We start from the raw sequence: 13,734 nt of genomic DNA, 5'->3' as shown, positions 1-13,734 counted from the left end.
GTTGGAAAAACACCATTCTCTGTAACGGCAGGAGAGCGCACTAAAAAAACACAAATCCTCGCCTGTGTCGCTGGGCGAGGATGTTAAACAATGGCAAATCGATTAAAATGAATCATGCATCCATGATTATGGTTTAAAGGTTCTCTTTGATAAGACATCCAAGCTGTGTAGATCTTTTGTTCGGGTAGCAGCGGCTGCTGCAAAATCAGAGCCAATGCCAAACTCATCTCGTGATAAGATTTTTTGTTGTGTCGTATCATAAGCAGGTAATACCCAAAATGGCTCATCAAAGGCTCGAATCTTGGCTCCGAGTAATTTTGCCAATTTTTTTCCGAAAGCATCGCTGACAATATCAGAACAGCTATACAACCAGATTTCAGTAGCCGGAACCCAGGCTGTTTTGAGCTTGGCGAGTAATGCTTTAGTGGCCGCTTTTTTGCTGATAGCTGTTATAAGTGCAGAATCCAGCCCCGCTGATTTTACATCATTGCCAAGTACCGCATCCCATTTTCCATTCGTGGTTAATATTCCTTGAAATCCTACGTTTCCATTTTGTGCGTATAAAAACAGATTAAGCCTGAGAACCCTTGAGGCATAAGATGTTCCAAATCCAGCTACCTTGGGCGCAAAATAATTCACTGTATTAATTAAATCTTCTAGAGAGAGAATGACCTGACCAAAAGGTTTGGTTGCTTGATTATTGGCACTAGTAGCAGCAGGACTGATACTGTCAAAATCCTCAGCTGAGGGGAGCCACTTATTATTCACTAAACCTTGTACTTCATCAGCTTCAGTGGCCCATGGTTTGGGAAAATTGGCATAACAGGCGAGTTCATAACTAATGACTGTTCCACTTGTTGAGCCACCACCACTTCCACCACTTTTATCTTCATAACTGGCAGGAAGAATCGAAGCCCCTGATTGTCCTAAACTTCCCCAATTCATCTTGGACAATACTTCATCAGCTCGACTAGTGCCATCAAAGAGACTTCGCACATTATCAGGTACTCCAGGCATGATTGGATCACTCATTCCGGAGCTATTATCTCCAGAACCATTTATAGTGGATCCATCATTTCCTAAACTAGAAGAGGTAGAGGATGGAGAGGTTCTTGGTGATTGCTTATCCATTTCCTTGGCGGTATTTAATAAAGCACCACCTTCAGAAATATTTTTAGTAGAACCTGCATTTGCTGTAGGTAAACCCATAGCCGCTAAGGCGAGTTGGGCTGCGATTTTCTTTTCTTCAATATCTTTTTGAGCTGCAACAGCTAAATTAGCTGCAGCCTGTTTACCGGCCTCAACGCCTGCTGTGGTTGAATTAGAGCCTAATGCTTGTGCTAAGGCTGCAGTTGATGCAAGACCTGCCATGTCACGAAACATGCTACCGTTTTGAACGGCATTTAATATGGCTCCTACACCTGTTGGCTCAGGGAGAGATGTGGGATTCATGATATTTAACACGGGAGACCCGAGCTGTCCTGGGGTAACATCAACAGGTTGAGATCGAGATTCCATCTGAATTGCTGCAATTTCAGGCGGTTGTAGTGGTATAGGAGAATCCTGCCAATTCCAAAAACGAGTAGCATCAAGTAGTTCTGCACAGTTAGAGCGGCCCAGTACTGCTTCAGCAAAAACTCCGCCAGTTGGGATGGGAATCAGTTGTTCTCTTGCTGTATCTGTACCTAAAATTAAACCGCGATCTTTTAACCATCCACGCCAGGTTTTATGGGCTTCATCATCTGTATCAGAAACATTGGTTGTAACTCCTGCTGCTTCAATAAAGCTTGGCATACGAAATACTAAATAATTGCTTGCAACCATCACTGGATTGGGATCGATTAAATCTCCTATGGGTTTGCCTTCGAAGGTATATGAGGATAAAAGAAGAGCAATTTGCGATGGGTCTAGGGCGCGCCAAATTGCTTGGCTATAATGGAGGCGGTTTTGTTCCAGGTGCATTTCTAATTCAGTTTCGTCACTTTGATTCACTAAAAATTGACAAAGTTGTACTTCTACTGCATTAGGACTAATTTCAACGGGTAAGCTAATCGGGAATTTAGCGCTATTGTAACTAAGCTGTAGCGTTAATCGCCCTGTTAAGTAACTTGTATTCGCTGAGGTAATCCTAATTGCAGCAAGCTCTTGAATGGGAATTGCTTCACTGGTAATCCAATTAACGGGACTAATGCTGGTTAATTTAACTATATTGCCAGATTGCAAATCTATGTTCGCTGCAGTAATGGAAATGGAAGAACGATTTTGAGCCGTCAGATCCAGGGAAACTCCATAAAATTCGGTTTCACCAGGCAGTGATACATTGTTCGTGTTTGGTTTTGTTATGCTTGCTAACGTGATGCGGGAGGCTCTGATTAATTCATCATTGATCCAATAAGGCCCACTTACTTGAGGTGATGTAGCCGGTGTTGTTGGCTCCACTTGCGGGGGGGGTACTGCTATCTGGGCTAGCTGTTGTAGTAGACAGACGCATAGAAATACTGCTCATTTTGTCGATTGCTGCTACATTATCAAATATAGTACGTATGGGTCGAAGGGGTAGGGTAGGATGAATCATTACAGAACCGAACTCTCTACTTAATAATTCCCTTGCCCGTTGACTAATTGCTGCATTAGCAAGCACTCCCTGATAACGTTTAATTGTTGCCTGGTTAAATTGGAGTAATTTCATAGGCACAAAAAGACAGCGCTCTACTTGTTGTAATTGCACATTTACCCGATAAATTTCAATCACTTCATAATATTGGATTGTTAAAGCATGCATATGGTTGTAGTTAGCGATGATTCGAGTAGAGACCGCTTGATGTTCCTCTTCTGAAACCTCTTTCACGACTGAGGCGCGACGATCCCGTACGGAGGATGCTGCTTGCTGGGTTGCATCAGCAACCCGTTGATTCATTGTGGCAGCAAGGTTACGAGTGCCTGATGAAGTTGAAAAGCTTTCAGCATTAGAGCTTGAGGTTGCAGAAGATCCACTTCCACCTAAAGTTAAAGGTCCCAAACTTAATCCTAAACCGCCACCGCCTGCAGACGTAGTGGAACTGCCGCTGGTTTTAGAAAATCCCGTTTGAACCTCTGAGGCAACTGCATTTTGTACTTCACTAATTGCACGATTATGAGTGGTCGTATTGGTTAAATTTTCTGTTTCAGTAATAGTCTCTTGGTCTGAGGCTTTAACTTGTCGCGACCAATCCATCACTGCAATACGAGTACTTTCCCCGGGAGCGAGTGCAACGCTATGCAATAAATTACCCAAGGTAACTCCTTGCGCAAACCAAGATTGGGCGAAGGTTAGCATGGCTCCAACTGCCGGGGCTTTAAAACCAAAATCAGAAGAGATGGTGGGGGCAATATCAATTGGACCTGCGCTATTTAAATCAGTGGTTTCCTGGGGACTAACCTGATCAATCACTATCGAACGATAATAATGTCGTTCTGTCGGATATTCACCTAGTCTGGGAACCAATTCACTTCCTTTTTCTTCTCCTTCTTGGTTTAATTCCGGAATTCCAACATCTAATATCACTTGAGAGGCGCAAAAGGGAGGCCAGCGCCCTAGGTCACCGATGGTATCAATTTGCAGATTATTTTTTATTTCATTAGCAAGCGTGGTATTTATATCTCTAAAAGCAGCAATGTCAGCTCCTACTAAAGCATCGGGGGTTTGCGGTGAATCTGGACTAATAATACTTGATGAAATTCGACCTGAGCGAGCAATAATTGAATGACCTTCTCCGTTTGCTGCAGAAGCTATATCTTGGGCCACTAAGAATAGAGGGCAGGTTGCTAAATCGTAAGTTGTTTTAATGCCTAACTTATTTAAAGTTTGTTCTGTTTGATTCGATACTCCTAGTAAAGTTGAAACAGGTTGGCTTAAAGCTTGCAATGCATCCATTTTAGTAAATTGGAATTTTAATCCGTCACGGTATCCCATTTTAGACTCCTTGCCTACTTCCATGTATTAAAATTATACAATACTTTTTATCTTTATTGTATGAAGCAAGGGCTGTCTGAGTAGAATGTTAGGGTTTTATTTTTGAAGATACAGAGGTTTTATTCTGAAATGGCAAGCTGCCTACTTTTGTTGGAACAAGCTATGCTACGGTGATAGAGTTTAAAAGATATTAGGTAGGAATCTCATATGCCAGAATATTGTATACAAGCGGCGATGTTTCAGCTCCCTTTTCTTTTTGTTACTCGTTTTGTACACGACTTTTGGATTTTAAGAGAAGTTGAAAGTAAGAAGGTGGTGGCTCAATTGCATGGGCTTGCTACTTCTAGGAAGACCGGTAGCATAGTACCTATTGGCTATAGTAGCGAGCATAGTTTACAAGCGCATTGCATCACTTATGATGCGCATTTTGCGCACTTACATGGATTAGAATTAGGCTCTTTTGCTCTCCCTATACATGCCTATCATACTGTATACACAAATGAAGATTGCCTACAGCACTGGTTGCGAATAAAAGCAGCAGTAGAGGTAATCAATAACTTGGATCTTGATTATCCTCCTGGTGGATTTAGAATTCCTTGGTCATCTACAATTAACAGTAATTCAATTTATCATACCTTTTCTCAAGTTATGGATATCCCTATGCATGTATTTAAGGGGTTTGTTCAGATTGGGATACAAGCCTCGCTTTATGAACAAATTAAAAATTACTTGTAAGACAAAATGATGCTTTAACGCATAATTATCTATTTTTCAGGTAATATATCAATTTTACTGATAAAACACTTAGTCTCACCACTCCATGGGAGAGTATAGGCGTCACAATGATAGCTAATAATTACATGTTTATTGTTCTCCATGGCAAAATCGGCTTGTTTTACCAGATCGGTGTTAAATTGGCCCAGTGTAAAATGAAAAGCACGGCCACTTGCGCCAGTGGCATTTTCTAGACCACCCAAGATCATTTCTCCTTCATAGGTTCCCCAAAATTTACCTTCTTTTGCAACCTTAACAATAATTCCTGATTTTTGCCCTTTTTGTACCGTCCAGCACCCTGTTAACAGGCTTAAGGTCATAAGCAGAAGGGCAGAAAAGAATATTTTTTTCATAAAAGAATTCCTAGAATGAGATGAAATGAGCTCATATTAATTGTGCTGCTATTATTGTAGAGCAGTTTTACTGTAGAAATAATAATGTGAAGTTCACTTAAGTTAAAGAATTCTTTTTTTATTTTTATAAGCACCAATTTTTTAGTCCAATTGAGAAGTTAGATTGTATCGATGAATTCTTCTATAGATTCAGCACTATGCTCCTTGCCACTCAGTTAAAGAATTTATCTTGCGACTCTAGGATTTAAGAGTCAGTACTTAACTCAATGGCAGTAAGTTTTAGGCTGCTTCCTGATTGGGATATTGTTTAAAAAACTGGATCATCTCAGACAAGACATAAGGTGCGGCTTCTTTATGATCGAGAGAGTCACTAACAGATTTAATAAAGACAGGGCTGTTGTGTTGTCCAAACTGGGTATAGGCTATTTCTGCTCCATGATAAGGCACATCTTTATCTCCTTTTGTGCCAACAAGTAATAAAGGTGCTGTTGGAATAAAATCATAATGATTGAAATAGTGCTTCAGTTTCTCGGAATTGTTTTCAGTATGATTTAAAATGGCATAAAAGAATTCTGCTTGAAAAATTAAGGCGGGATTTTGAGGTAAAGCATTAAGTATCTCATCATTGGAATGCAATCCATCAAATAATTCAGGGATGATGGCATTATAAGGGCTGATAAATATTTGACTTAAATCAGTCCAATAGTTTTTGTAGGTTTGTAGCGAATAGAAAAAATAAGCTAAGTATGCGGTTGCTCTTGGCCCAGGATTGAGCATAATAAATTTCATTGTCTCATCCCAGTCATAGGGTGATGAACCTAAGGCAACAGCGGTAATTGGAAGTTTTGAGTGCTGCGTCGCAAGTGACTCAAACATGACTAAAGAAGAAAAGCCTCCTTCTGAATAACCAGCAATATAAAGCTTATCATTGGTTTCAAAATTTATTTTTTTTGCAAACTCTTTAGCAGCTAAAAGCATATCCACACTACTACTGGCTAATGTCTCATATTGTACATAAGGATGTAACACTAATTCATTATCTCCCAGGCCAAGGTAATCAGGCATCACAGTCAAATATCCGCCATGACTGGCAAACAAGGCGGGATAAATGTAGTCTCCTTCCTTCATTCTAGAAGGAACTTCTTCACGATTAAAACGAGTTCCATGTTGATAGCTGACAATTCCTGTCTTAACCTTTGTTGAAGGTACGGCAACTAAACCCGAGGCAATGGTGATGTGGCCATCTGGTGCAGGAGTTTGATAATGAATTTTATAAAGAGACACATCGTAATTTGCTGTAAATGCATCAAGAGGAAGCGTTTTATTTAATGCTATTTGGGCGATATCTTTGGAGAGCTTACCTATAGGAACATAACTAACCAAGATTGGTTTTTCATTTTCTAGGGACTGACTGTAGGCAACGGTGTTTAAAAAGAAACATAAGAGGAAGAACATTATTTTTCTTAAAGTGAACATGGTCATGTGACTTTTATAAAAGAAGACAACATAAAATTTTATTTAATTTTTACTTAAATATCAATTAATTAATTGTTCATAAAGAAGGTATTTTGAAGAGAAAAATTCCTGTATTTCCCGAGAAAAACAGATAAAGATTCAAGTGACTTTACGAGGAGAGTAACCACATCCATGTGGCAAAGCATTATCCATAATGCTAGTAATTCCCTTTAAGACATCCACTGTCATTCCTCGTTGTTGTAATCATAACAAATCATTATAAATTGTCATCCCTATATTATCTCAAATTCGTGTAAGAAATTTCTCAAAGTGCAGATATCGGTACATGAAACAGAAATACTCTTGGTTTGTATTTTTCAAGAGCATAGCTACACTAAGTATTAACTACCTCAAAAATAACCTAATTAACATGAAGAAACACCATTTCTATACACAGGTTATTCTCTTATTTCTCTCTTTATCTTGTTGTGAAGAGATGGTTTTTGCCCAAAGAGCTCCTATTTTAAATGACTTTTTGCGGATCAAGACGATCACGGAGCCCAATCTCTCGCAAAACGGAGATTGGGTGGTTTATAGTGTAGAGGAGGGTAAGAGTAAGACAGAGGGGATTAAGAATATTTGGCTTGTATCCTATGATGGTACGGTAGCCAAACAGCTCACACACAGTAAGAATAGCAGCAATTACGCTCCTAAATGGAGCCCTGATGGCCACTGGATTGCTTTCTTATCTGAAAGTGGGGATGATAAAACGTCAATATTGAAATTATTTTCCATACGAAGTGGAAAAGTGCATCGGTTAACCAATACGCACTATGACATTAGTGATTTTGTTTGGGCTCCCGACTCTAAAAATATTGTATTTATTGCGAGCAAAGCAAAGGATGAAAGCCAATCAGAAAATGAACCTTTGGTTATTACCCGATATGTATTTAAAAAAGATGAAGAAGGTTATTTAGGTTCAGATAGAAGTCACCTGTATCGTATATCAATCGAAAAGAAGCAAACAGAGTTGCTAACCTCTGGGCCTTATGATGAATGGGCTCCTGCTTGGTCTGCTGATGGCAAATATATTGCTTTCGTCACTAAACGAGGAAAAGATCCCGATAGAAATTTCAATTCAGATATCTATTTAATAAATCCAATTTCGGGAAGTAAGGCCAAACAACTCACTCATTTTCCCGGAACAGATCTGGATCAAGAATGGGAGTCTGTTCCTGCATGGAGTTCGGATAATTCTCAAATAGCATATATACGCAGTGCTAATTCTCAAGCAATGTATTATGACTACGCTCCTACCCAATTAGCTGTCGTTGATGTTGCTACTGGACAGGAGCGAGTTGTAGGACCTCACGATCTGTGGGTTACTGACCCACAATGGTCTGAGGATGGTAAAATAATTTATGTATTAATGGAAACAAGCAGAAATATTCATCTTGGTGCAGTTGATGTTCAAACGGGTACAGTACGAAGATTAACTCAAGGTCCTCGTGTTGATGAGTTTTTTTCGGTAGCACATCAACGAATAGTAGTTGTTTCTTCTGATGATCAACATCCAAGCGAGTTGTTTGCCCTTGAAAAAAATGGACTGAGACAACTAACTCACCATAATCAAAAGCTTTTACAAGAGGTGCGTTTTTCACCCGTTGAAGACATTGAATTTGATAGTTTTGATGGTACTCGAATAGAAGGCTTATTGGTAAAACCTGCACATTATAAACCTGGAAATCGATATGTTGGTATTCTAAATTTACATGGTGGCCCTGTAGATCAATTTACTCATGAGTTTAATTTTGAATGGCAATGGTTAGCTGCTCAGGGATACGTCGTTATTGCCCCTAATCCAAGGGGAAGTTCCGGAAGAGGGTTCAATTTTGCTAAAGCAATTTATGCTGATTGGGGCAATCTGGACGTGAAAGACGTTTTAGCTGCTGTAGATTATGCAATAAAACAAGGCATTGTTGATCCCAATAAATTGGTTGTAGCAGGCTGGAGTTATGGGGCTATGCTTACTGATTATGTTATTGCGAGCACAACCCGTTTTAAGGCAGCGATTAGTGGTGCAGGTACAGGCAATATTTGGGGAAACTATGGGGTAGATCAATATACACTTCAATACGAATTAGAGTTAGGAAAACCCTGGTCTAATCCTCAAACGTATATGAAGCTCAGTTATCCTTTAATGAAGGCAAATCAAATTAAAACACCAACATTATTTATGTGTGCCAGAATGGATTTTAATGTACCTTGCATCGGCTCTGAGCAGCTATATCAAGCGTTAAGGTCACAAAATATACCTACGGAACTCATTATTTATCCTCAACAATCTCATTCATTGGACAGGTACGATTTTGAAATGGATCGTCTGCAAAGAATTAACGCTTGGATAGGGTTTTATGTAAAATAAGACAGGATTTATTTTTAAATAGAAATCATTATATGGATCACTCAGCCTGAGGAGTTCGGCTGAACGATCCGGGTAGAAAATACATTATCAATAGACTTTAGTCCCTACAGATTAGTAACCATAACGTACTGTGCCTTCCTCGATAGGAGGGTATAATAATTCATCTTGAGAGGGAGCAGAGGGTAAATAAACGACATTTCCTGTAGTTGTGTTACCAAAGAAGGTACTATTTCCACTGTAAGATGTCGACACGCTTTGCGCTTTATTTAATACAAGACTCATTACATGTTGCTGCTCTTTCAGTTTTTGATCCAGTTCAACTAAATATTTTTCTGATTTTTCTATCTTGGTATTTAGCTCCGCCATCGTGGTCAAGCTTAATTCATTAGCCTTTTTCCAATCTTTCATAAGCAGGACATCATTTTTCTCCATAACTTGGCTATTTTGTTCCATTTGCGTCTCACTGACATGTTTTTGATACTGAAATCCTAAGGCAACTACTAAAGCAACAAGTGATAGCATCGCCAGAGCTCCTGGAATAGTAAAAAATACAGGACTAATAATTAACGCACTTACTATGCCAGTACTTACTAGACTGCTGCTCATACTAAAAAGGGAGACATAAAGTGCACTTTTTTTGTAACTTGCTGCTGCTTCGCCTTTTAACTGCAAACGTTCGTTTTCTTCAGTAAGTTCTTTATTTTGTTTGACCAGATGAGGCTTAGAGGTAAGATGGTTTTGTAGTTGTCGTGTGCATTCCAGAAGGCTTTTTTGTAATGAGCGTAGTTTATTTTGCTCTTCATCCAATGAGTTTATCAATCCTTTTTCTTTTCCTGCCATCTCTGTTAGATTTTTCATCATGCCTACAATCATCTTTAATGCGGTTTGCTCATTAAACATGATCTGCGGGCTGTTTTCAGAGTGTTCTAATGCTAATTCCAGTTGAGTTAAATAAGTCTTATAACTCATTTCCGTTGCTTCACTCATTAATTGGGTCCGTTGATTATCTAATTCACGGGCTTGGCTTTCGATTTGTTGTTTCAATGCCTCAATGCTTTCAGGAGATAATTGTTGAAGATGAGGATCATAGGTATTTCGGGCTCTGTTTCTGGCGAGACGCTCTTCGTTTCTTAGGTGACGTTGTTGTTCATTTTCAGGGAAAACAATCTCCATTTGATGCTTTATTTCCTGATAACGTCTTTCTGATTCTTTTTTCTCTTGAAGATACTGAGTTAAGTTTTGTTCTTCTTTAGTTCGTTCGCTTTCTTTTGAATTAAAGAGATAAGTCAGTCTTTGACGCTCTTCAACTAATCTATTTTCCTCTTGTAAAAGTCTATCCCAAGTTTGTTGATCCTGTAATGCTACCGTCATTGGGGTGTGAGCATGAATGTTACCCTCGGGGTATCGTATTTGACGCTCATTACGGAGTCTCTCAAGATTGCTATTAACTCGGGAAATACTTATTTTAAATTCATTATATTGTCTATTTATTTGGTTATAGTAGTGCTCTTGTTGCGCGCATTTTGTTTCAAGTTGTTGAAGTGTATTTTGTAAATCATATAACTCTCTTTCGTAATTGATTTTTAGTGCATGTTCATTTTCTTGTTCTCGTTCATCGTTTATGGCTTCTTGAGAATCATGATTTATTTGCGATTCACAGGCACGTTGAGTTAAGTAATTTATCATTGCTTGTTTATCGGAGTTACAGTGTTCGAACAGTAAAGAGCTAATTGGATTAAGTATTCTTAATAGGGGTTTTCTTTCTAGCAGGTATTGCCGAAGAAGGTGGTAATTGGATTCGCTAATGACTGCTTTTGTTTGAGATTGAACTATATCATTGATAACGACTTCTGATAACGCCATGACTCGTGACTCCTCAGTAATAATATTAATTAACGAATTAAATACTAATTTTTGAAGCGATTGCTCAGGATGTGTTCACCTGATAAGACGCAATATTTGCTGTATCAGTGATAGGCCTCCTTTTAAATTTTAGGTTTAAAATTGAGGGCATTATGACAGACAAATGTTAAGGAATTGTTAAGCAATAGTTAAGAAAGTGTTAATCGATTGTTAAGCTGCTGCTAAGATAGCGCTTTATTTTGACTCATGACCTGATAAATTAATGCCAAACTAGTGATTCGATATGACCTTCTATAATCGTTGTCTTATGAATGCTATAGGTTATAATCGAATGTTAGAAGGACTAATAAGAGTTTGAATATGAAAAAAAACATGCTTAGTTTTTTTTGTGGTATTTGTTTTTTTATATTGCAATTGTTGCCCGGGATTACGTTTGCAGGGCAATCCTCCCATTACATTTCGTTATTAAAAGAAATGTTTGCTCAAGTTACTGTAGCAAAAAATGATAAAGCAATTCCTTTATATTACGACAAGGGTTTTAAATTATACTCTAATGGAAATACCATGGAGTACCAGGAGTTTCTGCAACTTCATCAGGCAATCTATAAAACGCCTATTCAATACAAAATTCGATATGATGAGAAATCGTTTGTAGAACAAAGGAATAAAGTTGCTGGGCGATTGTTTATTGCGACTAAAAAGCCTAATGAATCTGAACGAGAAATCGAAGTTATTTTAATTGCTGAATATAAAAAGAATAAGCTTTATCGCGTCTGGGAGCTTACCTATCCAGATTGGTCGAAGATGAAACGTTTTGAAAAGAGTGCTTAGGGTCTGTTGACAGACCCTAATCAAACAATGAAGCTTCATCTTTTTCTAACTCGGCATAAGGCATCCGGTTTTATGCCATAAATATCGATAATATCCCTTAAATTTCAATTTAGCTCCCAACAAACATGGATAAAGATAATTTTTTCGAGTTGCCCTCTTATTTTGTTTTCCAGTTTTTTTTATCCGTGTTGTAAATAAAAATAGGTTCTTTTGTTGCAAATGAGAATCATTATCGTTTATATTCTAATGATAATGATTCTCATTTAAGTCCGTCAGTATGGCAAAGAGCCATTCATTTTGATGAATAACAACTGAAACAGCAAACAAATGGAAGGATGGTGTATCTATGATTTTATCTAATTCTCATTTTGATGAGTTACGCTACCAATTACATTCATTATTATTAGAGACCGGTCTTTCTTTATCGTCCAGGCAAATGGGTCGTTTCCTACTTGTTTCTTATCAGCAGTGTTTTAAGCGGTTACAAAGAGTAGCTTTTTTAGAAGGACTAATTGATAAAAAAATAACATGTCAATCGATTATGTCTTATCTTGATTTTCTACAGATTTGTTCGGCAAATCAAAAAAACTATGCGAAACATTGGCATTTATTATACGAAGAATTAAATGAAAGTATTGCGAATCAGGCTCTAGCTCTTGCTTACCAACATCAATGGGATAAAGGGATTAAGCAGCATGCAAAAAGACATACAAATTTGTGGTCTTGGTTAATCGAACATTTTAATCAGCAACAGATACTTCATTTTTTAGAACAATGGGGGTGCATTGGGCATCCCTCTCATCCTAATTTCCGTGCCAAAATAGGGTTCAATCGCAAAGAGGTTCTGCAGTATTCTCCCGAATTTAATTCTGAAGTGAATATATGTTGGGCTGCAGTTCATTATTCACGTGCATATACCTCTACGACAAAGACAGCTTTTCATTGGATATTTAGCAATCATTTTCCCAAGGAATACGGTTTATGGAGTGATGCGCTTCGATCAAAACAATTAAATCCCGAAGATTATTATCCATTTCCAATACACCCTTGGCAATGGAAAAATAAATTAAAAATGCTTGCTAAACCTTTGCTTGATACACATCAGTTTGTGGTCAATTCTGTATATCAACCCACAAAACCTTCTATGTCGTTTCGTACCATGATGCCATTAACAAAACATGGTCCTCATCTTAAATTAGCTGTTGGTGTGCAGGTTACATCCTCTTTATGTACTGTTTCTCCTGCCTCTGTGAGTAACTCCGCCATACTCTCACAATGGATTAACGAATTACTCGCGCAAAATCAGTACTATAAAGGACAATTATTTTTAGCCCGTGATTTCGCGGGGATTAATACCTCTGATCCATCAATCCCGGATGATGAAAAGAAGCATTTGGCGCTTATAGTACGTGAAAATCCTTTGCAATGGATTAGATTAAACCAGAAGCTTATACCTCTGGCAGCTCTTTTTAAACGGTCTCCACTAAGCAAAAAATCGTTATTGAGTGAACTTATAGCACTTAGCCATGGCAATCCAGTGGATTATTTTTTGGACTATTGTCGTTGTGTTTTGGCAAGCCAACTGCATTTATCATTATGTTATGGGATTGTCTTTGAAGCCCATCAACAAAATACCTTGGTTATTTTTCAAGCGAATCGCCCTTCAGGCCTTGTGATCCGCGATTTAAGCGGTGTTAAAATTTGCAGTCATTCACTTTATGACAAGGTGAGTAAACCCTCACTTCATCCTGATTCAACAATCATTCGTCCTGAGCTTGCCGCATTAACCAATAAATTCATTGATAGCAATTTACTTGGTAATTTAGCTTATGGGATTCAGTGTTTAGCGGTAGATCATCATCTTGCAAAGCCTTTTCTTTGGCAAAAAGTAAGGCAAGTTTTAGAACAAGTGTTAGATGAGTTTAGGAGTGACGCTGATCCGCGAATTCATCATTGGCATAGACAACAATTATTGACGCAGCCTTGGCACCAGAAATGTTTACTCACAGCACGATTCCATGAAAACCAATGCCAAGATTTATTTTCTGTAATTAGAAACCCTTTAAGTAGAGGTTAACCAT

Annotated in this window: 9 protein-coding genes; 4 read left to right on the top strand and 5 right to left on the bottom strand. The window is 38.3% G+C overall.

Annotation, left to right across the window (positions count from 1 at the left end; translation table 11 throughout):
- Nucleotides 1-126 precede the first annotated feature (126 nt).
- A complete protein-coding gene (locus EL220_RS19300; protein WP_232002507.1) occupies nucleotides 127-2,439 on the bottom strand; it encodes a hypothetical protein in 2,313 nt (770 codons plus the stop codon).
- A complete protein-coding gene (locus EL220_RS19295) occupies nucleotides 2,381-3,952 on the bottom strand; it encodes a hypothetical protein (protein ID WP_232002506.1) in 1,572 nt (523 codons plus the stop codon). The genes EL220_RS19300 and EL220_RS19295 overlap by 59 nt, the downstream gene beginning before the upstream one ends.
- A gap of 207 nt (nucleotides 3,953-4,159) precedes the next feature.
- On the opposite strand from EL220_RS19295, the gene EL220_RS15965 reads away from it, so the two are divergent.
- On the top strand, nucleotides 4,160-4,687 hold the full coding sequence (locus tag EL220_RS15965) for a hypothetical protein (RefSeq protein WP_027271909.1): 528 nt from the start codon (nucleotides 4,160-4,162) through the stop codon (nucleotides 4,685-4,687).
- Nucleotides 4,688-4,716: 29 nt separating this feature from the next.
- Here the strand turns inward: EL220_RS15965 and EL220_RS15960 are convergent, their stop codons facing one another.
- On the bottom strand, nucleotides 4,717-5,079 hold the full coding sequence (locus tag EL220_RS15960; RefSeq protein ID WP_027271910.1) for a hypothetical protein: 363 nt from the start codon (nucleotides 5,077-5,079) through the stop codon (nucleotides 4,717-4,719).
- A 279-nt stretch (nucleotides 5,080-5,358) separates the two neighbouring features.
- Nucleotides 5,359-6,561, bottom strand: a complete 1,203-nt coding sequence (locus EL220_RS15955) for an alpha/beta hydrolase family protein (protein WP_027271911.1) — start codon at nucleotides 6,559-6,561, stop codon at nucleotides 5,359-5,361.
- A gap of 403 nt (nucleotides 6,562-6,964) precedes the next feature.
- Here EL220_RS15955 and EL220_RS15950 point away from each other — a divergent pair, with 403 nt between their 5' ends.
- Nucleotides 6,965-8,959: a S9 family peptidase gene (locus EL220_RS15950; RefSeq protein WP_027271912.1), complete on the top strand. Its 1,995-nt coding sequence runs from the start codon at nucleotides 6,965-6,967 to the stop codon at nucleotides 8,957-8,959.
- A gap of 111 nt (nucleotides 8,960-9,070) precedes the next feature.
- Here the strand turns inward: EL220_RS15950 and EL220_RS15945 are convergent, their stop codons facing one another.
- Nucleotides 9,071-10,822, bottom strand: coding sequence for a hypothetical protein (locus EL220_RS15945; RefSeq protein ID WP_027271913.1), 1,752 nt, complete (start codon nucleotides 10,820-10,822; stop codon nucleotides 9,071-9,073).
- Between the two features lie 360 nt (nucleotides 10,823-11,182).
- Here EL220_RS15945 and EL220_RS15940 point away from each other — a divergent pair, with 360 nt between their 5' ends.
- Both EL220_RS15940 and EL220_RS15935 read left to right on the top strand, forming a co-directional pair.
- Nucleotides 11,183-11,653, top strand: a complete 471-nt coding sequence (locus EL220_RS15940; RefSeq protein ID WP_035906363.1) for a hypothetical protein — start codon at nucleotides 11,183-11,185, stop codon at nucleotides 11,651-11,653.
- Between the two features lie 346 nt (nucleotides 11,654-11,999).
- A complete protein-coding gene (locus EL220_RS15935; protein WP_027271915.1) occupies nucleotides 12,000-13,730 on the top strand; it encodes an IucA/IucC family protein in 1,731 nt (576 codons plus the stop codon).
- Nucleotides 13,731-13,734: the final 4 nt, after the last annotated feature.

The organism is Legionella sainthelensi (assembly GCF_900637685.1).
Taxonomy (GTDB): domain Bacteria; phylum Pseudomonadota; class Gammaproteobacteria; order Legionellales; family Legionellaceae; genus Legionella; species Legionella sainthelensi.
The sequence above is the reverse complement of the archived record's forward strand: the minus strand, read 5'-3'. Positions and strand labels throughout refer to the sequence as shown.